Genomic DNA, 19,882 nt, shown 5'->3' with positions numbered 1-19,882 from the left:
GGGGGGGGGTGTGGGCCCCCCCTGCGCCGGTGGGGGTTTCTTTTTGGGAGTTGTCGCGGGCCTCGGCCCCCCCCCCCCCCCCACCCCGGGGGGGGGGGGGGGGCCCCCCCCCCCCCCCCCCCGCTTCTTTCGTCTGTGTTGCGAAATTACTCGCCTTCGGGCTTGCCCTCTGGCTCCTCGCCCTTCGGGTCCGGGACTGGCAGCAGGGTGTCCAGTGCCGCGCCCGTCAGGCGGCGGAACGAGCGGCGGGGGCGTTCGCGGTCCAGGACCGCCACCTCCAGCTTGATCGGGTCCGCGTCGCTGTTGCCGTTCGCCGATGCGTTCGCCGATGAAGCCGATGAGCCCGCCGATGACGTAGACGGGGCCGGCTGGGTCGGTGTCCGCAGTGCCGCCACCGCCACGCCCAGGGCCGCCTGCAGGTCCAGGCCGTCCTCGAACGTCTCCTTCAGCTTGGCCGCGATCTTCTCGTTCTGGCCGCCCATCACGATGTACTGCGGCTCGTCGAAGATCGAGCCGTCGTAGGTCAGGCGGTACAGCTGGTCCTCCGCCGCGGTCGCCGCTACCTCCGCCACGCAGACCTCGACCTCGAACGGCTTGAGCTGCTCGGTGAAGATGCTGCCCAGCGTCGCCGCGTACGCGTTCGCCAGCGCCCGCGCGCTCACGTCACGGCGGTCGTACTGGTAGCCCTTCAGGTCCGCGTGGCGGATGCCCGCCACGCGCAGGTTCTCGAACTCGCTGTAGCGGCCGACCGCGGCGAACCCGATCCGGTCGTAGATCTCGGAGACCTTGTGCAGCGTCGCCGACGGGTTCTCCGCCACGAACAGCACGCCACCCGAATACTTCAGCACCACCACGCTCCGGCCGCGCGCGATGCCCTTGCGCGCCAGCTCGGAACGCTCCCGCATCAGCTGCTCGGGAGAGGCATACAACGGCATCGTCACGGTGTGCGCTCCAGGTCTTTCGGTGTTCCAACGTTCACTGGTTCAGCTCCGGAGTCAGGCGAGCCGGCGCTGCTGGCGCTCGATCCGCCCCGCCACCACGGCCTCCGCGACCGCCGCGGTCTCGGACTCGGGCAGCTGGACGGCGCCGCGCTCCGCGGTGATCGTCACGACGCTCGGGAAGATCCGCCGGACCAGATCCGGGCCGCCCGATGCGGTGTCGTCGTCCGCCGCGTCGTACAGGGCCTCCACCGCGACACGGATCGCGCCTTCGACGTCGGCGTCCGGGTCGTGCAGCTTCTTCAGCGCGGATTTCGCGAACAGCGAACCCGAACCGATGCCGGCGTACCCGCCGTTCTCCTCGTAGCGGCCGCCCGCGGCGTCGTACGACACGATCCGCCCGGCGTGCTTGGCGTCCTCGGCCTCCAGGTCGTACCCCACGAACAGCGGGATCGCCGCCAGCCCGGCCATCGCCATCTCGAGGTTCGCCTTGACCATCCCGGCCAGCTTGTTCGTCTTGCCGTCCAGTGACAGCGAAACGCCCTCGATCTTCTCGTAGTGCGCCAGCTCGACCGCGTACAGCCGCACCATCTCCACGGCCAGCCCCGCCGTGCCCGCGATGCCGACCGCCGAATACTCGTCGGTGACGTGCACCTTTTCGATGTCGCGGCTCGCGATCAGGTTGCCCGACGTCGCCCGCCGGTCACCCGCGATCAGCACACCGCCCGCGAACGTGCACGCGACGATCGTCGTCCCGTGCGGGATGCCCAGCTCGGCCACGCCCGGCGCCACGCGCCGCTCGGGCAGCAGCTCCGGCGCCTGCACGCGCAGGAAGTCCGAAAACGACGACGTCGCCGAGGAGAAGTACGCCGCAGGCAGCGCGGGACCCGAGATGCCCCTGGTGTTGTCCATACGTGCTCAAAAATCCCATCTGTGCGGGCCGGAGCCCCGCGCGCAGGACGCCACGCGGAACCCCGGCCGGCCGGCTGAACGGTCGGCAAGGGCGCAGTGCGCCCGAGCGGCTATTCGCCGCCCTTCTGCACGTAGGCCCGGACGAAGTCCTCGGCGTTCTCTTCGAGCACGTCGTCGATCTCGTCGAGGATGGTGTCCACGTCCTCGCCGAGCTTCTCGCGCCGCTCCTGACCCGCCGCGCCGGTGTCGTCGAACTCCTCGTCGGAGTCACCACCGCCGTGCTTTTCGATCTTTTCCTGGGCCATCTCGCCTCCCGGTGTGGCTGATGTTTCCTAGCCTACCCAGCGGCCCCGACATTCGGGGTCACGCCGCGATCGCTGGTGCGTCCCCGCCTAGTCCGAACCGGTGAGCGCCTCCACGAGCTCTTCCGCGGTCGCCGCGTTGTCCAGCAACTTGCCGACGTGCGCCTTCGTCCCCCGCAGCGGCTCCAGGGTCGGGATCCGCACCAGCGACTCCTTGCCCACGTCGAAGATGACCGAATCCCACGAAGCCGCCGCGATCGACGTCGCGTACTTCTCCAGCGCCCGGCCGCGGAAGTAGGCCCGCGTGTCCGACGGAGGCGTGGTCACCGCGGCCAGCACCTCCTCCTCCGAGACCAGCCGCTTCATCGAGCCGCGGGTGACGAGCCGGTTGTACAGGCCCTTCGCCAGGCGCACGTCCGAATACTGCAGGTCGACCAGCCGCAGCCGCGGCGCGCCCCAGGCCAGGTTGTCCCGCTGGCGGTAGCCCTCCAGCAGCCGCAGCTTCGCCGGCCAGTCCAGCCGGTCCGCGCACTCCTGCGGGTCGCGCGCCAGGGCGTCCAGGATTTCGCCCCAGACCCGCAGGACCTCCTTCGAGGACTGGTCTGCGCCGGTGCGCTCCAGGTTCTGCGAGGCGATCTCGTGGTAGGCGAACTGCAGGTCCAGCCCGGTGTACTTCTTGCCGTTGGCCAGCGCGACCTGCGTCTTCAGCGTCGGGTCGTGGCTGATCTGGTGCACCGCCTTGACCGGCTCGTCGAGCTTCAGGTCGTCGAACCGGATGCCCGACTCGATCAGGTCCAGCACCAGCGCCGTCGTCCCGACCTTCAGGTACGTCGAGTACTCCGACATGTTCGCGTCGCCGATGATGACGTGCAACCGGCGGTACTTGTCCGCGTCCGCGTGCGGCTCGTCGCGGGTGTTGATGATCCCGCGCTTGAGCGTGGTCTCCAGGCCGACCTCGACCTCGATGTAGTCCGCGCGCTGGGAGAGCTGGAACCCGGCCTCTTCACTCTGCTGGCCGATCCCGAGCCGGCCCGAGCCGGTCACCACCTGCCGCGACACGAAGAACGGGGTCAGCCCGGCGATGATCGCGGTGAACGGCGTCGACCGCGCGCACAGGTAGTTCTCGTGGGTGCCGTAGCTGGCGCCCTTGCCGTCGACGTTGTTCTTGTACAGCTGCAGCTGCGGCTGACCCGGCACGGAGGCGGCCTTCATCGCCGCCTCTTCCATCACCCGCTCGCCGGCCTTGTCCCAGATGACCGCGTCGCGCGCGTTCGTCACCTCGGGCGCCGAGTACTCCGGGTGCGCGTGGTCGACGTACAGCCGCGCCCCGTTGGTGAGGATGACGTTCGCCGCCCCCAGGTCCTCGACGTCCGGGTCGTGCCCCGGGCCGCCCGGGCCGGTCAGGTCGAACCCGCGGGCGTCCCGCAGCGGGCTCTCCACCTCGTAGTCCCACCGCGCCCGCCGGGCGCGCGGGATGTCGGCCGCGGCCGCGTAGGCCAGCACGACCTGGGTGGAGGTGAGTACCGGGTTCGCCGTCGCGTCGCCCGGCACGGAGATGCCGTACTCGACTTCGGTTCCCATGATCCGCCGCATGTCACCACCCTACGGGGTCGTCCTAGTGGAACGATGCACCCATGCCAGGCAGTGACGAACTCGTTGCCCTCTATGACCAGGCCGGCCGGGTGGTTGGCAGCACCGTCCGCACCCGCCTCCGCCGCGAGGGCCTGTGGCACGCCGCCGGCGTGGTCCTGGTCCGTTCGGGTGACGGAAGCGCGGTCTACGTGCACCTCCGCACCCCCGGGAAGGACGTCTTCCCCTCCACCTGGGACTGCTGGGCCGGCGGTGTGGTGGCCGCCGGCGAAACCCCGGCCGAGTGCGCGCGCCGCGAACTCGCCGAGGAACTCGGCGTCCAGGGAGTGGAACCCGTGCCCCTGTTCACCAAGGTTTACGACGACGGCCGCAACCGCTGCCACAACTTCGCCTTCGAAGTCCGCTGGGACGGCCCGATCCGCCACCAGGCCGAGGAGATCGTCGAAGGCCGCTGGATCACCCTGGCGGAGCTGCGGGCCTGGGTCGACGACCCGGCTCCGGAGCTGCCCTTCATCCCCGACGGCCGCGAAGGCGTCCAGGAGTGGTTCCGCCGCTACGGCTGAGCGGCGAGCTTCGCCGTCATCGCGGGCAGCAGGCGCTTCGCCGCGTCCACCGCCCGGGTCTCCGTGCTCGCCGAGACCGTCAGCTCGGACACGAGCATTCCCTTGGCCAGCAGCACCGTGCAGGTCTTGCCCTCGCACCAGGCCTGCTGCCGCTCGACCCCGGGCTGGACGGGAACGCTCACCGGCTTGCCCGCGCACTCGTTTTCCGCGACGGCTCGGGCGGCCGACCGGTCCGGGAACACCACGACACGGTGGCTCAGCACCGACCCGCTGGGGTAGCGCCAGGTCGCGGTCCGGCCGGCCGCCGACGGCCCGTCCGCCAGGCAGCCCGAAGCCTCACCCGAGCCCGGCTGCACGCCTTCCCCGGCGACGTCGGCGTCGGAAAGCAGCGCCCGCTGCGCGAGGCCACCGGGATCAGGCTGCACCGGGGTCGCCTTCGCCGGGCTCACCGGGACTTCCGACGTCTTCGGTGCCGCCGCCGGCGCCGCGGAGGACGTGGGGACCGGATCGTCGTAGTACGTCTCGAGGTCGTTCGGATCGGGCCCGTCGCAGCCCGTGAGACCCACCAACGCGACCGCGGCCAACGCGATCGCCTGCCGATGACGCACCTGCTCCGGCCTCCTGTTGTCCGTGGCGTGCCTGCGAAGGGTAATGCAGCCCCTCAGTCCCACTCCAACGAGGACCGGTGTCGCCAGTACGCCCCGGGCTCCTCGGCGAGCGCGGTCAGTGATTCCCGTTCCACCGCGGTCAGGTCCAGCGCCGTCGCCCGCAGGTTCGCCGCGAGCTGAGCCGGGCTCGCCGGGCCGATGACCGCCCGGTCCGCCCAGTCGTTCGCCAGCACCGCGGCCACCGCGACCGCGTCCGGCCCGGTCCCGTGCGCGGCGGCGATCTCCCGGACCACGGCCGGGGCTTCGACCGCCAGCCGGCCGTTGGCCAGGGTTTCCTTGATCAGCACCCGGTTCCCGGCCGCGTGCGCCGCGGCCAGCGCCGGCCCCGCGGACGGTTCCAGGACGTTCCACGTCGACTGCACCGCCGAGAACACCGGACGCCCGGCCACTTCCAGCGCGAACGCCCGCTCGATCGCGTCCGCCTGGGCCGGCCCGGACGTCGAAAACCCGACCGCGACACCGTTCGCGGACAGCTCCGCGAGTGCTTCGAGCAACGGCTCGTCGGTGAAGAGCGGACTGTCCACAGTGAGCGAATGCACCTGGTAGAGCCCGACCCGATCCCCCAGCAGCGCCAGGGTTTCCGCCCACTGCGTGGCGAACCGCGCCGCCGAGTGCTCCTTCACCTCGTGCACGCCGGCGTCGAGCCGCCACTCCCCGACGTAGGCGTAGCCCCACTTGCTGGAGATCTCGACCCCGGTGTGCCCGCGCTCGGCGAGCCAGCCGGCCAGGAACTCCTCGGAGCGCCCGTAGGAGCGGGCGACGTCGACGTGCCGGACGCCCGCGGCGTAGGCGTCGTCGAGCACCGCGAAGGTCGCCGCGCGCATCGAAGCGACGTCCCGCACCGGCGGCAGCGCCCCGTCCCGCCCCAGGTTGATGTACGCGGGACGGCCGAGCGCCGCCAGGCCGAGGGCGACGCGGTCCACGCGCGCGCTCACGCGGTCTGCTTGTGCCGCAGGATGGCCAGCCACTGCCCCGAGGTCTGGGCTTGGCGGTGGAGCTTCTCCAGGCGCGCGGCCGGGGCCCGGACGTAGCCCTTGCCGAAGACGGGGGCGATCTGCCGCAGGCTGGCGCCGCCTTCACGGGCCGCGAGCAGCAGCCAGTCCGAGGCGTCGGCGCAGGCCGCGGACGCGCGGCGCAGCTCGCCGAGCATGTCGATGAGTTCCTGGGCGCTCACCTCTCCCGCCTCGACGGCGGCGGCCGTCGTCTCCAGCCAGGCCAGGACGGCGGCTTCGGTGATGGGCGCGTGGGGCCGGGGTTCTTCGGTCACGCCGGTGAGTATAGGTCGTTATACGCCGATATACTCGCAGCGACACCATGACGACGCGCACCGGATCCGAGGCCGAGGTCGAGCAGTTGCTCGACGTCTTCAAGGCGCTCGCGAACCCGGTGCGGCTGCGGGTGCTGCGGTGGTTGCGGGACCCTGAGCGGCACTTCCCGGTGGACCGGGCGATCGCCGATCCGGTCGAGGTCGGGGTGTGCGTGAGCCACATCCAGGAGAAGCTGGGGCTCGCGCAGTCGACGGTGTCGGCGTACATGGCTTCGCTGCAGCGTGCCGGGCTGGTGCGGGCGACGCGGGTCGGCAAGTGGACGCACTACAAGCGGGACGAGGCGCGGATCGCCGAGCTCGTCGCCATCCTCGGCCGCTCTCTCTGACCTCACCCTCCCCCGGGTTCGCCACCCCACCGGCCGCTCATATCGTAAATCTGCGATACTTCGATTTATGGGTACGATCGAGAACATGCGGCTCGGCCGCTACGGGATCTGGACGTTCGACTTCGAGGACCAGCCGGCCGGCCTGATCCGGGATTCGGTGCGGGAACTGGAAGAACTCGGCTGGCCGGCGGTCTGGATCCCGGAGAGCGAGGGCCGGGAAGCGCTGACGCACGCCGGGTTCCTGCTGTCGGCCACCGAACGCCTCACCGTCGTCAACGGCATCGCGCAGATCTGGTCCCGCGAGCCGCAGTGGACCCGCGGCGCGGCCCTGCTGCTGGCGGACGCCTACCCGGACCGCCACCTGCTCGGCCTCGGCTTCGGCGCCGGAAAGCCCGGCGTGAAGCCGCTTCGGGCGATGAACGACTACCTCGACGCGCTGGACGCCGGCAAGGACGTCAACCCCGCCCCGCGCTCCCCGATGCGCCGGATCCTCGCGGCGTACGGCCCGAAGATGCTGGAGCTGGCCCGCGACCGGTCGGCGGGCGCGCACACCTACCACGTCACACCGGAACACACGGCCCGGGCGCGGGAGATCCTCGGCGCCGGCCCGTTCCTCGGCGTCGAGCACGCCGTGCTCTTCGAAACCGACCCGGCCAAGGCGCGGGAGATCGCCCGCGCCCACCTCCACCTGTACCTCACCTCCGAGTACAACGTCGCCAAGTTCCGGCGGCTCGGCTACACCGATGAGGACATCGACGGCGGCCGCGGCAGCGATCGCCTCGTCGACGACCTCGTGTTCTGGGGCGACCTCGAGACGATCACCGCGAAGCTCGGCGGGCACCTCGAAGCGGGCGCCGACCACGTCGGCGTCCAGGTCATCGGGGTCGAGCCGGGGACCTCGGCCATGCCGCACTGGCGGCGGCTGGCCGAGGCACTGCTACCCGCGTAGGCCGAACCGCGCGGTGCAGTGCCACACGCGCTTGAGCACCTGGGGATCGTGCCGGCCGGCGCGGACGGCGTCGCCGATGACGCGGGCGTCCAGCCACCCGTCCTCGGCGATGTCTTCGCCGGCCCGCACGGCTTCCTCGCCGCGGTAGTCCGCGTGCCGGGCGAGCTCCGCCACCGAGAGCCGGAACCCGTGGTGCCAGTACGTCGGGAACCGGAAGCCGGCGGCCGCCGCCTCGACGTCGGTGCCCCGGAAGGACGGGTCCAGCACCAGGGCCGCGACGTCGTCCGGCAGTCGCAGGGGGCCGTGGACGTGGGCTTCGATGTAGTCGTCGAGCTCGTCGGGGGCGGCCGCCTCGACGAGCTCGATCAGCGGCATGTGCGTGCACGTGCCGAAGTGCGCCGGTTCGTGGAAGCTGTCCGGGTAGCAGAACGTCGTGCGCGTCAGCACGTCCCGCTTGAGCCGGAAGTGCGCCGAACCGAACCGCACCGAGCCGCCGGCCCGGCGGCGGCGATGGTTGAGCGAGCCGTACTTCGGCCGCAGCGACGGCGGCAGCTCGTCGTAGACGCCGCCGAACATCCGGTGCTCCCAGTGCCACCGGTCCCCGCCGGGGTGCGCGGTCAGGCCGCCGTTGCCCGTGCCGGTCTCGAACTGCGAGCGGTAGACCCCGTCGGTCAGCCAGTGCCGCAGCAGCGGCACCGCCCCCACCAGCCGGTCCGGGTGGAAGTGGATCGTGACGTCCAGGTCCTCCGGCAGCGGCGGCCCGGCGACCCGGTTCGCGACGTGGATGACGGCTTCCTGCCACCGCCGTCCGGTTCTCCCCGCCATGGCGCCCATCCTACGCCGGGCGGTATAGGTCGTTATACACACGTGAGGTCGGAAAACCGCTGGCTTCGGGGTGGGTTCGCCGGTTTGACTGCGGCCATGAGGCGGGTGGAGTTCGGGGTCACGGTGCGGTTCGCGCTGCTGGCGGTGGTGTGGGGTGCGAGTTTCCTCTTCATCAAGGTGGGTCTCGGCGGGCTCTCCCCCGGCCAGGTCGCGCTGGCCCGGGTCGCGCTGGGCGCCTCGGCGCTGGCGGCCGTCCTGGTGGTGCGCCGGCGGCCACTCCCCCGCGATCCCGTGCTGTGGGGTCACCTGGTGGCCGTGTCGGTGCTGCTGTGCGTGGTGCCGTTCCTGCTCTTCTCGTGGGCGGAGCAGTACATTTCCTCCGGCTTGGCCAGCATCTTCAACGCGACGACGCCGCTGGTCACGATGCTGCTGGCGGCCGCGGCGCTGCCGGAGGAGCGGTTCACCCCGCCGCGGGTGCTCGGCCTGCTGCTCGGATTCGCCGGGGTGCTCACCATCGTCGGGGTGTGGCACGGGATCGACGTGTCGCACGAGCTGACGGCCCAGCTCGCCTGCCTCGGCGCGACGGCGTGTTACGGCGCGTGTTTCGTCTACCTGCGCCGGTTCCTCTCACCTCGTGGGACGGACCCGGTGGTCGTCGCGTTCGGGCAGACGGCGTCGGCGACGGTGATCCTGGGCCTGCTGACCCCGGTGGTCGCGGCGGCGCCGGTGCACCTGAGCCTGCCGGTGGTGGCGAGCATGGTGGCGCTCGGCGTCTTCGGCACGGGTCTCGCGTACGTCTGGAACACCCGGATCGTCGCCGCCTGGGGCGCGGCCAACGCTTCCGCCGTGACGTACCTGACGCCGGTGGTGGGCGTGCTGCTCGGCGTGCTGGTGCTGGGGGAACCGGTGAGCTGGAACCAGCCGGCCGGGGCGCTGCTCGTCGTGCTGGGGATCCTTGCCGCCCACGGAAAGTTGCGCGTGCGACGCTCAACCCGAGCCGAGACCGAACTGGTCCGCCGCTAGACACGCCGATGGGGCGGTTGCCGCGGCAACCGCCCCATCGCGCATCGGAACTACAGGTACTGACCGGTGTTCGTGGCGGTGTCGATCGCCCGCCCCGAGTCCTGGTTCTTGCCGGTGACGAGCGTGCGGATGTAGACGATCCGCTCGCCCTTCTTGCCGGAGATCCGGGCCCAGTCGTCCGGGTTGGTGGTGTTGGGCAGGTCCTCGTTCTCCGCGAACTCGTCGACGATCGCGTCGAGCAGGTGCTGCACGCGGAGACCGGGCTGCTTGGTCTCCAGCACCGACTTGATCGCCGACTTCTTCGCCCGGTCCACGATGTTCTGGATCATCGCGCCCGAGTTGAAGTCGCGGAAGTACAGGACTTCCTTGTCCCCGTTGGCGTAGGTCACCTCGAGGAACCGGTTCTCGTCGCTCTCCTCGTACATCCGCTCGACGGTGTGCTGGATCATCGCGTCGAACGTCGCCTTCGGGTCCCCGCCGAACTCGGCGAGGTCGTCGGCGTGGATGGGCAGGCCTTCGGCCAGGTACTTGGAGAAGATGTCCTTCGCGCCTTCGGCGTCCGGACGCTCGATCTTGATCTTGACGTCGAGCCGGCCCGGCCGCAGGATCGCCGGGTCGATCATGTCTTCGCGGTTGGAGGCGCCGATGACGATGACGTTCTCCAGGCCTTCGACACCGTCGATCTCCGACAGCAGCTGCGGCACGATCGTGGTCTCGACGTCGGACGAAACGCCCGACCCACGGGTCCGGAAGATCGAGTCCATCTCGTCGAAGAACACGATCACCGGGGTGCCCTCGGAGGCCTTCTCCCGCGCCCGCTGGAAGATCAGGCGGATGTGCCGCTCGGTCTCCCCGACGAACTTGTTGAGCAGCTCGGGACCCTTGATGTTCAGGAAGTAGGACTTCCCGTCCTCGTTGTCGCCCCGCGCCGCCGCCACCTTCTTGGCCAGCGAGTTCGCCACCGCCTTGGCGATGAGCGTCTTGCCGCAGCCCGGCGGGCCGTAGAGCAGGACACCCTTGGGCGGCCGCAGCTGGTACTCCTGGTAGAGGTCGGCGTGCAGGAACGGCAGCTCGACCGCGTCCCTGATCTGCTCGATCTGCCGGGTGAGGCCACCGATGTCCTCGTAGCGGACGTCGGGCACCTCCTCCAGCACCAGGTCCTCGACCTCCGCCTTCGGCACGCGCTCGTACGCGTAGCCGGCCTTGGAGTCGACCAGCAGCGAGTCGCCCGGCTTGAGCGGCTGCTCGGCCAGCAGGTCGGAGAGCAGGACCACCCGCTCTTCGTCAGCGTGCCCGACCACCAGCGCGCGAAGGCTGCCGCCCTCGACGTCGGCGGCGAGCACCTCACGCAACGCGCAGACCTCGCCGGTGCGTTCGAAGCCGCCGGCCTCGACCACGGTGAGCGCCTCGTTGAGCCGCAGCGCCTGGCCGCGCCGCAACGAAGAGAGCTCGACCGCGGGCGACACCGACACCCGCATCTTCCGGCCGGCCGTGAAGACGTCCACCGTGTTGTCCTCGTACGCCTCGACGAAGACGCCGTACCCGGACGGTGGCTGGGCCAGCCTGTCGACCTCTTCGCGGAGGGCGAGGAGCTGTCCTCGCGCTTCGCGCAGGGTTTCGACCAGTTTGGTGTTGCGCTCGGTGAGCTGGCTCACCCTTTCCGAGGCCTCGGCGAGCCGCTGTTCGAGAACGCGGTTCTGCCGTGGCGAGTCCGTCAGTTTGCGGCGCAGCAGCGCCACTTCTTCCTCGAGAAAACGGATCTGCCGAGCCTGCTCGTCCGCCGTCGTCCCAGCTCCGGATGTTGCTGAAGGGTCGGCCTCCTCGCGCCGACCTCCGGGAAGGTCATGATGCATCGGGCACCTCCTCGGAGTGCTTTTCATTCCACGGTACCGGCGATCACCGACAAGAAAAGGCCTTTCCGCATCACAAGATCGGCGCGTCGCGGTTTGCCGGCCACCCCCAGCACGGACATTCCCGCAGCGCAAGCGGCCATTTCGGTGCCGTGACGCCGGTGTGTGACGAGTCCGTCCGGGCCGGGATGAAGCAAGCACGTCGGGAGTACCCCGCCCGCCCCACCCCCAACCGCGCCCGGGATCCGGGCAATTCCGGCCAGTTCCGCCCTAACCGCGCGGCGGGACGGCCCGGTGGCTAGCATCGGGCGACGCCGTGCCGGCCCCGATGGCCGGGCGCTATCGAAGGAACGCTAGGGGGCACCTGTCATGACCTACCCGCCGCAGCAACCGGGCGGCTACGGCCAGCAGCCCGACGGCTACGGGCAGCAGCCCGGGCCGTACGGCCAGCCGCAGCAGGGCGGCTACCCCCAGAGCGGCCCCCAGGCCCAGCCCGGCTACGGCGGCACCCAGCAGTTCGGCCAGCCCGGCCCGTACGACGGCACGCAGCAGTACGGGCAGCCCGGGCCGTACGAGCAGCCCGGCCAGGGCGGTTACCAGCCGCAGACGGGCCCTCAGCCCCAGCAGGGCTACCCGCAGTACGGCCAGCAGGACCAGCAGGGCTACCCGCAATACGGCCAGCAGGACCAGTGGGGCCAGCCGCCGCAGTCCTTCGGCGGTCATGACCCGTACGGCGGCGGCTTCGGCGAAGCGCCCCCGCCCAAGAAGAAGACCGGCCTGATCGTCGGCATCGCGGCGGCCGCGGTGGTGCTCGTCGGCGGCGGCGTGACCGCGTTCGTGCTCATGAACGGCAACGACCAGCAGACCGCCGCACCGCCCGCGAGCAGCAGCTCGTCCGCGCCGATCCCGCCCTCGACGGCGCCGAAGGCGTCCACCCCGAAGCCCAAGAGCACCGCGCCGACCAGCCCGACGTCGAAAAGCAGCAAGCCGGCGGGTGGCCCGGCGCCGAGCGGCAAGCCCAGCTCCCAGGAGCTGTTCGACACCACCCTCTCGGCCTACAACGCGGGCGACGAGAAGGCGCTCGGCGACACTATCTGCCGCAGCGTCTTCGAGGGCACCACGGGCGAGATCCCCAAGGTCACGGTGAAGCTGACCGGAACTCCGGAGGAGACCGGCGACAAGGCCACGGTCCGCTACTCGGCCACCGACGGCAGCAAGACCAAGGTCGGCACGATGTCGGCGCAGAAGGAATCCGGGCTCTGGTGCCTGTCCAACGTCCACGCGGACGGCTCGTGAGCACCCGGCGGCGGTGAACCGCGCGTTGACCGCCGGGCTGGTGCTGCTCGGCGTGGCCGGGGCGGGCGTCGTGCTCGGGCTGCTGCTGGTCGCCCCGGCCGGTTCCCCACCCGCGGCGCCGGACACGCCGCTGCCCTCGCCCCGCCCGTCGGTCCCGCCACCGGCCCCCGACGAGGCCGACACCGCGGCGGTGGCGGTACTGGCCCGCGCGATCGTCGACGCGATCGCCCGCCACGACTCGGCGGCGTTCGGGAAGCTCACCTGCCGCCCGCAGACCGCCGAGGCGCTCGCCGGCCTCCAGCGAACCTGGGACGCGGCGGGCCCGGTCACGGCGAGGCTGGCCGCACCGCCCGAGCTGCGCGGCGAGTCCGCGACGGCGAAGGTGCACGTCGAAGCGGCGGGCGGCACCAAGGACACGCCCTTCCCGCTGCACAAGGAGAACGGCCGCTGGTGCGTGCCGGGCTAGGCCGGCGGCACGGACACCCGGCCGCGGTCAGGGCCGCGGCCGCTGATGCGGGCCGGGCGGCGTGAACCCGTCGGGCCAGCGGGTGGTCGCGTCCGCGAGGACGCCGGTCAGGTCCGCGTCCGCCAGGCCGGCCGCGCTGAGGTCGGCCCCGCGCAGATCCGCGTCCCGCAGGAGCGCGCCGGTCGGGGTCGCGCCGGTGAGGGTGGCGTTCCGCAACACCGTGCCCTCCAGGTTCGCCCCCGCGAAACAGATCCGCGGGATCGCGAGGCCGGTCAGGTCGGCGTCCCGCAGGTCGACCCGTTCCAGCTCGGACCACGCGCCCGGTTCGATCATCCCGCCGCGGCGCAGCGCGCCGATCGCGGCGGCAACGTCGTCGGCCGGACCGCCTTCGCGGCGCGGCGTCCCCGGCACCCATGGCGCCCTGGCGCGGATGAACGACGTGAGCAGCGCGTGGACGTGCCCGCGGTACCGGGAGTCGAGCTCCGCCGGCTGCTCCAGCGCGTAGACCGCGCCCTGCCGGGTCGGCGCCTGCCCGGCACCGAGCTGGTCGATCGCCTTGGTGAACAGGTCGATCGACCGGCTCTCGCGGTTGAGCAGCAGCGAAGCCCACGCAAAGCACCACCAGCACGGCGACCACGGCCACGCGAACCCGGCCTTCCGGCGCGGGGGCACTTCCCTCAGCCCTTGCCCTTGCTGGGCCGGCGCGAGACCCGCGGGGACACCGTGCCGTCCGCCAGCCGGCGTGCCGTGAGCAGGAACGCCGTGTGCGCCACCATCCGGTGGTCCGGGCGGACCGCCAGGCCCACCACGTGCCACGGGCGCATCAGCGTCTCCCACGACTCGGGCTCGGTCCAGCACTGCTGCTCGCGCAGCGACTCCGTGACGCGCGAAAGCTGCGTCACCGTCGCGACGTAGACCGTCAGCACGCCGCCCGGCACGAGGTGGGCGGCCACGTTCGGCAGCTGGTCCCACGGCGCCAGCATGTCCAGCACGACGCGGTCGACCTCGCCCTCGTGCGTGGCCAGGTCGGCCACCGTGAGCGACCAGTTGGCCGGCTTCTCGCCGAAGAACTTCACCACGTTGCGCTCGGCGTGCTCGGCGTGGTCGTCGCGGATCTCGTAGGAGTGCACCTGCCCGGCCGGGCCGACCGCGCGCAGCAGGGAGCACGTCAGCGCGCCGGAACCGGCGCCCGCCTCCAGCACGCGCGCGCCGGGGAAGATGTCGCCCCACATCACGATCTGCGCCGCGTCCTTCGGGTAGATCACCTGCGCGCCGCGGGGCATCGAGAGGACGTAGTCCGGCAGCAGGGGGCGCAGCGCGAGGTAGGTCGACCCGCCCGCGGACGTGACCACCGACCCTTCGGGCCGGCCGATCAGGTCGTCGTGGGCCAGGGCGCCGCGGTGAGTGTGGTACTCACCACCGGCGGCCAGCGTCAGGGTGTAGTGCCGCCCCTTCGAGTCGGTCAACTGCACCCGATCACCCGCGCTAAACGGTCCGCTGACCGACAACACTTCCTCCTGCTGTACTGCGTTGTTCGTTACCCATCCGGCCACAGTCACGGCCGGATGGCTTTCGTGGCGACGGTTGCTTACCGCTCGGGGGACCGGCCTGCTTTTGGCCGGCTGGGTAACCCGTTTGGCCGACGCCAGATCTTCGCAGGCCGCGCGGGCGCCGAGCTCAGCGGGTACGGCGGTTCAGCGCGGCCCGCAGGTCGTCCCGGCGCAGCACGCCCGCCGGGCGGCCCTCGTCGTCGACCACGAGGAACTGCCACGCCGCGGTTTCGCGGACCCGCTCGACGACGTCCTCCCCCGGCTCCGACGCCAGCAGCACGGTCTCGGCCCGGATCGGTTCGGCCGCGAACTCGGCCGGGGCGTGCGGCGAGGAGCTCGCGAGCCGCTCCGCCGCGCCCACGTCCAGGAGCCCGGCCGCCACGCCGTCGGCGCGGACCAGGACCACGCCCCGGCCGGCCGACGCGGCCAGCGCGTCCGACACCGGGCTTTCGGCGGGCAGCTGGAGCACCGGCCGGACCAGCTCGTCCAGGACCAGGCCTTCCGGCCAGGTGCGGCGGGCTTCGGCGGCCAGCTCCGAACGCGCGCCGAGGATCACGAACCACGCCGTCACGACGCAGACGCCCAGCCGCAGCCAGCGGTCCGGGCTCGCGGTCGCCAGGCCCCACAGGGCCCAGACCAGCAGCCCCGCGGCGACGACCGCCCCACCGGCGACCGCAGCGCGCGTGCCCTTGGCGCGGATGCCGGTGGCCGCCCAGACGCCCGCGCGGACCAGCCGGCCGCCGTCGAGAGGCAGGCCGGGCAGCAGGTTGAACACGCCGACGGCGAGGTTCGCCACCGCGCACTCGGCCACGAGCATCCACACCGCGCCGTCCGGCGGCACGGCGAACATCAGCAGCCCGCAGAAGCCGCCGAGCAGCAGCGACACGGCGGGACCGGCCGCGGCGACCAGGCCTTCGTCACCCGGGCGTTTCGGGGTGCGGGCCACTTCGGACAGACCGCCGAGCAGGAACAGCCGCAGCCGCCGCACGGGGATTCCCAGCCGCAGCGCGACCAGGCAGTGCCCGAGCTCGTGCGCGAGCACGGACAGGCCCAGCAGCAGCGCGAACGCGCCGGCCAGCAGCCACGACGTCGTCGCCGAAGCGTCCGGGAGCAGCCGCCCGACCAGCGGCGCGTAGAGCACGACGACGACCAGCGAGCCGACCCACCAGGACGGCGCGAGCAGCACCGGCACCCCGGCGACCCGGAACAGCACGAGGCCACCGTCCGAGCGGACGGCCTGCCGGGTCCCCCCGGTGCCCTGCTCACTGGTCGCGGCCATGCGGAGAGCCTAGAGCCCCGGGTGTGGGTAACGGGTGATCCGGCCCCCACCGGTGTCGCGACCGGACGACCCGCGTACCCGGACGGACGACTCGCGTACCCACAGGGTCGGCTCGCGTACCTGGACAGTCGGTTGGCGTACCTGGACGGTCGGCTCGCGTACACGGGCGGTCGGTTCGTCGGCGGAGCGAGCCGACCCTCCGGGTACGCGGACCGACCCTTGGGGCACGCGAGCCGACGCTCGGGGCACGCGAGCCGACCCTCGGGGTACGGGGGTCGTCCGGGCCGGTACGCGGTGGCGGGCGTTGCGGTCGCCGGAACTGTCGGACCCCGGCGTTACGCTCTGCCCATGCCCGACGCCGACACCGTGACCACCGACACCCCAGCCACCGCCGTCGCCACCGAGGTGCGGCGGCGGCCCGCGTTGTCGCCGTCACGGGCCAGCGACTTCAAGCAGTGCCCGCTGCTCTACCGGTTCCGCGCGGTCGACCGGCTGCCGGAGGTCCCGACCAAGGCCCAGCTGCGCGGCACGCTCGTCCACTCGGTCCTGGAGCGGCTCTTCGCCCTCCCGGCCGCCGAACGGGTCCCCGCCCAGGCGCGGGAACTGCTCGGCCCGGCGTGGACGGACCTGTCCGCGGACCGTCCGGAGTGGACCGAACTGTTCGACGGCGGAAAACCCGACGACCACGCGGACTGGCTCCGGTCGGCGGAAAAGCTGCTGGACGCCTACTTCGAGCTGGAGGACCCGCGGCGGCTGGAACCCGAGGCCTGCGAGCTGCACGTCGAGATCGAGCTCGGCTCCGGTGTCCTGCTGCGCGGCTACATCGACCGGCTCGACGTCGCGCCGACCGGCGAGATCCGGGTCGTCGACTACAAGACCGGTGCCGCGCCGCGCGAGATCGGCGAGGCCAAGGCCATGTTCCAGATGAAGTTCTACGCCGTGGTCCTGTGGCGGCTGCGCGGGATCGTGCCCCGCCAGCTCAAGCTCATGTACCTCACCGACGGCCAATCGCTCGCCTACACCCCGGACGAAGCCGAGCTGCTGCGCTTCGAACGCACGCTGGAAGCCATCTGGCAGGCCATCCTCAAGGCGGGCAAGACCGGCGACTTCCGGGCGAACAAGAGCAAGCTGTGCAACTGGTGCGACCACCAGGCGCACTGCCCCGAGTACGGCGGCACCCCGCCCGAGTACCCCGGCTGGCCGGAGCCCGACGCGGGCGACGAGACACCGCTGGACCGGGCCGACTGATGGCCGACGCCTTCTACGTCCCGCTGGGCGACGGCCGGTTCGCCGCGACCGGGCACACGGCCGGGCCGTGGACGCCGGACGCCCAGCACTTCGGCCCGCCGTCGGCGTTGCTCGTCCGGGCTCTCGAAACCGTCGAACCCGCCCATCCGGCCGAACTCGCCCGCGTGACCGTCGAGATCCTCGGCCCGGCACCGGTCGCCGAGCTCACCGTGCGGGCCCGGATCGAGCGGCCCGGGCGGTCGGTCGAACTGCTGCAGGCCGAGCTGGCGAGCGCCGGGCGCGTCGTCGCGCGGGCGTCGGCGTGGCGCATCGCGACGTCCGACACGGCGGAGATCGGCACCGACGCCGGCCCGCTGCTGCCCGGAGCCGGCAGTGTCGAAGAGTCACCGTGGCCGGAGGGCTGGCAGGCCGGCTACCTCGACGCGGTCGAGTGGCGCGCGGTGCGCGGCGGCATGGACGTGCCCGGGCCGGCCGCCGTGTGGGCCCGCCAGCGCGTCCCGCTGGTCGACGGCGAGGAACCGAGCGGCCTGCAGCGGCTGTTCGCCGTCGCCGACTCCGGCAACGGCGTGTCCAACTACCTCGACCCGCGGCAGTGGTGGTTCATCAACTCGGAACTCACCGTGCACCTGCGGCGGACACCGGCCGGCGAGTGGATCGGCCTCGACGCGGTCACACTGGTCGGCAAGCACGGCATCGGCACGGCGACCAGCATCCTGCACGACGCCGACGGCCCGGTGGCCACCGGCGCGCAGGCGCTGATGGTCCGGCCGCGACAGGCCGGGGGCGGATAGCCACCCACAACGGGCCCGCATCCAATAACCTTCGCGGAACGACCGACTTGAGGAGCGCTCCGGCATGCAGATCACCTCGGTGGTCAACCAGAAAGGCGGGGTCGGCAAGACCTCACTGAGCGTCGGCACCGCGGCCGCACTGGCTGAGAAGGGCCGCCGGGTGCTCCTGGTCGACCTCGACCCGCAGGGCCACGCGACGACCGAGATGCTCGGGCTGTCCGAAGTCCCCGCGGACCGGCCGAGCCTGGCGAAGGCGCTGGCCAAGACGTGGAAGGGCCCGATCGAGGACCTCGTCGTCCCGCACCCGCGCAGCAACCTCGGCAAGGGTGGCGCGCTCGACGTCGTGCCGACGTCCCCGGGAATGTTCGACCTGATCCGGCGGCTGGACTCTTTCCGCGTTCCCGGCTGGCAGCTCGCGCGGGTCATCCAGTTCGCCAACTACGACCACTGCATCATCGACTGCCCGCCCGCACTGGACGTGCTGACGAACAACGCGCTGGCGGCGTCGCACGGCATCCTGGTCCCGGTCCAGCCGGACAAGACCAGCATCCGCGCCCTGCGGCTGCTGGCCGACCAGGTCCGGTACGTCGAGCAGACCGTCGGGCGGCAGCCGCTGTCGTGGTTCGGCCTGGTACCGAGCCTGTACCGGCGGCCGATCTCGCACTACGCGGCCGCGGCGCTGCAGGAAATGTACGACTTCGGCATCCCGATGCTGTCGCACCTGCCGCTGGGCGTGGTGATGAACGAGGCGGCGGCGCACGGCGTCCCGGTGACGACGTACGCGCCGGAGACGCTGCAGGCGCTGTCCTTCCGCGAGATCGCGGAAACGCTGGACAGCCACCTGGAGCACAACGCCGCGCCGGCGGTGGTCCCGGCCGACGAGGAGTTCGTCTTCGAGGACTTCATCTCGGAGGTCGCGGTGGCCCGCAACGTCAACGACAACGGCGCCCGCAAGGGTCTCTACGACCTGCTGCCGAAGAAGCCGAACCGCCCGCGCTGAGTTTTCCCGGCCGCGAAGGTCGCGAATGACTCATTCGGGACCTCGGAGGTCCCGAATGAGTCATTCGCGGCAGTACGGGAGCCGGGTCAGAGGCGGCAGGAGCGGATGTCCGACGCCAGGATCGCCTTGGCGCCCACCTCGGCGAGCTCGTCCATGACGAGGTTGACCTTCTTGCGCGAAACCATCGCGCGCACGGCCACCCAGTCTTCGTCGGCCAGCGGCGCCACCGTCGGCGACTCCAGGCCGGGCGTGATCGCGATCGCGCGCTCCACCAGCGTCCGCGGGCAGTCGTAGTCGAGCATCAGGTACTGCTGCGCGAACACGACCCCGCGCAGGCGCGCGGCCAGCTGCGATTTCGCCTTGCTTTCCTCGGTGCCCCGGCGCTGCAGCAGCACGGCTTCCGACACGCAGATCGGGTCGCCGAACGCCACCAGGTTGTTCTGCCGCAGCGACCGGCCCGACTCGACGACGTCCGCGATCGCGTCCGCCACGCCGAGCTGGATCGAGATCTCCACCGCGCCGTCGAGGCGGATCACCTCGGCCTCGACGCCGTGGCGGGCGAGGTCGTCGCGGACCAGCCGCGGGTACGACGTCGCCAGCCGCTTGCCGTGCAGGTCCGCCGGCTTCCAGTCCCGGCCGGCCGGGGCGGCGTAGCGGAACGTCGAGCCGCCGAAGCCGAGCGCCTGGACCTCTTCGACCGGGGCGCCGGAGTCGAGCGCGAGGTCGCGGCCGGTGATGCCGAGGTCGAGCTCGCCGGAGCCGACGTAGATGGCGATGTCCTTGGGCCGGAGGAAGAAGAACTCGACCTCGTTCACCGGGTCGAGCACCGTCAGGTCGCGCTGCTCATGCCGCTTGCGGTAGCCCGCTTCGCCGAGCATCTCCGTCGCCGCGGCGGCGAGGGCTCCCTTGTTCGGCACGGCAACACGCAGCATTTCGCTTCTCTCCTCGTTCCTCGCCCGGTCCAGCACCGGGCGTCCCG

Annotated in this window: 22 protein-coding genes; 9 read left to right on the top strand and 13 right to left on the bottom strand. The window is 71.8% G+C overall.

The features are described 5' to 3' along the window. Positions 1-146: 146 nt before the first annotated feature. From prcA to dop, 4 genes are all read right to left on the bottom strand, one after another. Positions 147-941, bottom strand: coding sequence for a proteasome subunit alpha (prcA, locus tag AB0M30_RS17425; protein WP_364585034.1), 795 nt, complete (start codon positions 939-941; stop codon positions 147-149). Between the two features lie 54 nt (positions 942-995). Beyond that, entirely contained in the window at positions 996-1,850 is an 855-nt protein-coding gene (prcB, locus tag AB0M30_RS17420) for a proteasome subunit beta (RefSeq protein WP_103342686.1), read from the bottom strand. Positions 1,851-1,960: 110 nt separating this feature from the next. Then, positions 1,961-2,155, bottom strand: a complete 195-nt coding sequence (locus AB0M30_RS17415) for a ubiquitin-like protein Pup (RefSeq protein ID WP_013226725.1) — start codon at positions 2,153-2,155, stop codon at positions 1,961-1,963. An 87-nt stretch (positions 2,156-2,242) separates the two neighbouring features. Beyond that, positions 2,243-3,745, bottom strand: coding sequence for a depupylase/deamidase Dop (gene dop, locus AB0M30_RS17410; RefSeq protein WP_360181441.1), 1,503 nt, complete (start codon positions 3,743-3,745; stop codon positions 2,243-2,245). A gap of 41 nt (positions 3,746-3,786) precedes the next feature. On the opposite strand from dop, the gene AB0M30_RS17405 reads away from it, so the two are divergent. After that, positions 3,787-4,305, top strand: a complete 519-nt coding sequence (locus tag AB0M30_RS17405; protein WP_364585033.1) for an NUDIX domain-containing protein — start codon at positions 3,787-3,789, stop codon at positions 4,303-4,305. Here the strand turns inward: AB0M30_RS17405 and AB0M30_RS17400 are convergent. Genes AB0M30_RS17400 through AB0M30_RS17390 form a run of 3 tightly spaced genes read right to left on the bottom strand, consistent with a single transcriptional unit; the run spans position 4,296 to position 6,240 of the window. Beyond that, positions 4,296-4,913 (bottom strand): hypothetical protein, encoded by a 618-nt coding sequence (locus AB0M30_RS17400; protein ID WP_364585032.1) that lies wholly within the window; start codon positions 4,911-4,913, stop codon positions 4,296-4,298. The two genes, AB0M30_RS17405 and AB0M30_RS17400, sit on opposite strands and share 10 nt — an antisense overlap. A 53-nt stretch (positions 4,914-4,966) precedes the next feature. Beyond that, complete coding sequence (locus AB0M30_RS17395; RefSeq protein ID WP_364585031.1) at positions 4,967-5,908, bottom strand: aldo/keto reductase; 942 nt, start codon at positions 5,906-5,908, stop codon at positions 4,967-4,969. Continuing rightward, entirely contained in the window at positions 5,905-6,240 is a 336-nt protein-coding gene (locus AB0M30_RS17390; protein ID WP_103342682.1) for a hypothetical protein, read from the bottom strand. The genes AB0M30_RS17395 and AB0M30_RS17390 overlap by 4 nt, the downstream gene beginning before the upstream one ends. Before the next feature lie 47 nt (positions 6,241-6,287). Here AB0M30_RS17390 and AB0M30_RS17385 point away from each other — a divergent pair, with 47 nt between their 5' ends. Together AB0M30_RS17385 and AB0M30_RS17380 are read left to right on the top strand one after the other, a co-directional pair. Beyond that, positions 6,288-6,626, top strand: a complete 339-nt coding sequence (locus AB0M30_RS17385; RefSeq protein ID WP_360181430.1) for a metalloregulator ArsR/SmtB family transcription factor — start codon at positions 6,288-6,290, stop codon at positions 6,624-6,626. A gap of 67 nt (positions 6,627-6,693) precedes the next feature. After that, positions 6,694-7,575, top strand: coding sequence for a TIGR03620 family F420-dependent LLM class oxidoreductase (locus tag AB0M30_RS17380; protein ID WP_364585030.1), 882 nt, complete (start codon positions 6,694-6,696; stop codon positions 7,573-7,575). Here the strand turns inward: AB0M30_RS17380 and AB0M30_RS17375 are convergent. After that, entirely contained in the window at positions 7,564-8,400 is an 837-nt protein-coding gene (locus AB0M30_RS17375) for a DUF3626 domain-containing protein (RefSeq protein WP_364585029.1), read from the bottom strand. The genes AB0M30_RS17380 and AB0M30_RS17375 overlap by 12 nt on opposite strands. Positions 8,401-8,496: 96 nt before the next feature. Between AB0M30_RS17375 and AB0M30_RS17370 the strand changes: the two genes are divergently transcribed. Then, positions 8,497-9,423 (top strand): DMT family transporter, encoded by a 927-nt coding sequence (locus AB0M30_RS17370; RefSeq protein WP_364585028.1) that lies wholly within the window; start codon positions 8,497-8,499, stop codon positions 9,421-9,423. Between the two features lie 50 nt (positions 9,424-9,473). Here the strand turns inward: AB0M30_RS17370 and arc are convergent, their stop codons facing one another. After that, positions 9,474-11,276: a proteasome ATPase gene (gene arc, locus AB0M30_RS17365; RefSeq protein WP_103342677.1), complete on the bottom strand. Its 1,803-nt coding sequence runs from the start codon at positions 11,274-11,276 to the stop codon at positions 9,474-9,476. Between the two features lie 366 nt (positions 11,277-11,642). Here arc and AB0M30_RS17360 point away from each other — a divergent pair, with 366 nt between their 5' ends. Both AB0M30_RS17360 and AB0M30_RS17355 read left to right on the top strand, forming a co-directional pair. After that, the gene (locus tag AB0M30_RS17360; RefSeq protein ID WP_364585027.1) at positions 11,643-12,569 is read left to right on the top strand and encodes a hypothetical protein; all 927 of its coding nucleotides are present in this window, start codon (positions 11,643-11,645) and stop codon (positions 12,567-12,569) included. A gap of 13 nt (positions 12,570-12,582) precedes the next feature. After that, on the top strand, positions 12,583-13,035 hold the full coding sequence (locus AB0M30_RS17355) for a hypothetical protein (protein ID WP_364585026.1): 453 nt from the start codon (positions 12,583-12,585) through the stop codon (positions 13,033-13,035). Positions 13,036-13,062: 27 nt separating this feature from the next. Here AB0M30_RS17355 and AB0M30_RS17350 read toward each other — a convergent pair whose 3' ends face one another. From AB0M30_RS17350 to AB0M30_RS17340, 3 genes are all read right to left on the bottom strand, one after another. Next, the gene (locus AB0M30_RS17350; RefSeq protein WP_364585025.1) at positions 13,063-13,707 is read right to left on the bottom strand and encodes a pentapeptide repeat-containing protein; all 645 of its coding nucleotides are present in this window, start codon (positions 13,705-13,707) and stop codon (positions 13,063-13,065) included. Between the two features lie 5 nt (positions 13,708-13,712). Beyond that, positions 13,713-14,543 (bottom strand): tRNA (adenine-N1)-methyltransferase, encoded by an 831-nt coding sequence (locus AB0M30_RS17345; RefSeq protein WP_103342775.1) that lies wholly within the window; start codon positions 14,541-14,543, stop codon positions 13,713-13,715. A gap of 169 nt (positions 14,544-14,712) precedes the next feature. Beyond that, entirely contained in the window at positions 14,713-15,864 is a 1,152-nt protein-coding gene (locus AB0M30_RS17340) for a site-2 protease family protein (RefSeq protein WP_364585024.1), read from the bottom strand. Between the two features lie 348 nt (positions 15,865-16,212). Here AB0M30_RS17340 and AB0M30_RS17335 point away from each other — a divergent pair, with 348 nt between their 5' ends. From AB0M30_RS17335 to AB0M30_RS17325, 3 genes are all read left to right on the top strand, one after another. After that, positions 16,213-17,112, top strand: a complete 900-nt coding sequence (locus tag AB0M30_RS17335) for a RecB family exonuclease (RefSeq protein WP_364585023.1) — start codon at positions 16,213-16,215, stop codon at positions 17,110-17,112. Next, positions 17,112-17,903: a thioesterase family protein gene (locus tag AB0M30_RS17330; RefSeq protein ID WP_364585022.1), complete on the top strand. Its 792-nt coding sequence runs from the start codon at positions 17,112-17,114 to the stop codon at positions 17,901-17,903. Before AB0M30_RS17335 ends, AB0M30_RS17330 begins: the two co-directional genes overlap by 1 nt. A 64-nt stretch (positions 17,904-17,967) precedes the next feature. Continuing rightward, entirely contained in the window at positions 17,968-18,903 is a 936-nt protein-coding gene (locus tag AB0M30_RS17325) for a ParA family protein (protein WP_364585021.1), read from the top strand. An 86-nt stretch (positions 18,904-18,989) separates the two neighbouring features. On the opposite strand, the gene hisG is transcribed toward AB0M30_RS17325, so the two are convergent. Further along, positions 18,990-19,835 (bottom strand): ATP phosphoribosyltransferase, encoded by an 846-nt coding sequence (hisG, locus tag AB0M30_RS17320; protein WP_364585020.1) that lies wholly within the window; start codon positions 19,833-19,835, stop codon positions 18,990-18,992. Positions 19,836-19,882 lie beyond the last annotated feature (47 nt).

The sequence above is a fragment of the Amycolatopsis sp. NPDC051716 genome (assembly GCF_040681595.1).
In the GTDB taxonomy this organism is placed as follows: Bacteria; Actinomycetota; Actinomycetes; order Mycobacteriales; family Pseudonocardiaceae; genus Amycolatopsis.
Note: the sequence above shows the minus strand (reverse complement) of the source record. Positions and strands in the feature narration are given on the sequence as shown.

Bases quoted from the DNA above. Each gene is read 5' to 3' on its own strand.
- prcB (WP_103342686.1), bottom strand. From the start codon at position 1,850: ATGGACAACACCAGGGGCATCTCGGGTCCCGCGCTGCCTGCGGCGTAC.
- AB0M30_RS17415 (WP_013226725.1), bottom strand. From the start codon at position 2,155: ATGGCCCAGGAAAAGATCGAAAAGCACGGCGGTGGTGACTCCGACGAG.
- dop (WP_360181441.1), bottom strand. From the start codon at position 3,745: ATGCGGCGGATCATGGGAACCGAAGTCGAGTACGGCATCTCCGTGCCG.
- AB0M30_RS17405 (WP_364585033.1), top strand. From the start codon at position 3,787: ATGCCAGGCAGTGACGAACTCGTTGCCCTCTATGACCAGGCCGGCCGG.
- AB0M30_RS17385 (WP_360181430.1), top strand. From the start codon at position 6,288: ATGACGACGCGCACCGGATCCGAGGCCGAGGTCGAGCAGTTGCTCGAC.
- AB0M30_RS17380 (WP_364585030.1), top strand. From the start codon at position 6,694: ATGGGTACGATCGAGAACATGCGGCTCGGCCGCTACGGGATCTGGACG.
- AB0M30_RS17375 (WP_364585029.1), bottom strand. From the start codon at position 8,400: ATGGCGGGGAGAACCGGACGGCGGTGGCAGGAAGCCGTCATCCACGTC.
- AB0M30_RS17370 (WP_364585028.1), top strand. From the start codon at position 8,497: ATGAGGCGGGTGGAGTTCGGGGTCACGGTGCGGTTCGCGCTGCTGGCG.
- arc (WP_103342677.1), bottom strand. From the start codon at position 11,276: ATGCATCATGACCTTCCCGGAGGTCGGCGCGAGGAGGCCGACCCTTCA.
- AB0M30_RS17360 (WP_364585027.1), top strand. From the start codon at position 11,643: ATGACCTACCCGCCGCAGCAACCGGGCGGCTACGGCCAGCAGCCCGAC.
- AB0M30_RS17340 (WP_364585024.1), bottom strand. From the start codon at position 15,864: ATGGCCGCGACCAGTGAGCAGGGCACCGGGGGGACCCGGCAGGCCGTC.
- AB0M30_RS17335 (WP_364585023.1), top strand. From the start codon at position 16,213: ATGCCCGACGCCGACACCGTGACCACCGACACCCCAGCCACCGCCGTC.
- AB0M30_RS17330 (WP_364585022.1), top strand. From the start codon at position 17,112: ATGGCCGACGCCTTCTACGTCCCGCTGGGCGACGGCCGGTTCGCCGCG.
- AB0M30_RS17325 (WP_364585021.1), top strand. From the start codon at position 17,968: ATGCAGATCACCTCGGTGGTCAACCAGAAAGGCGGGGTCGGCAAGACC.
- hisG (WP_364585020.1), bottom strand. From the start codon at position 19,835: ATGCTGCGTGTTGCCGTGCCGAACAAGGGAGCCCTCGCCGCCGCGGCG.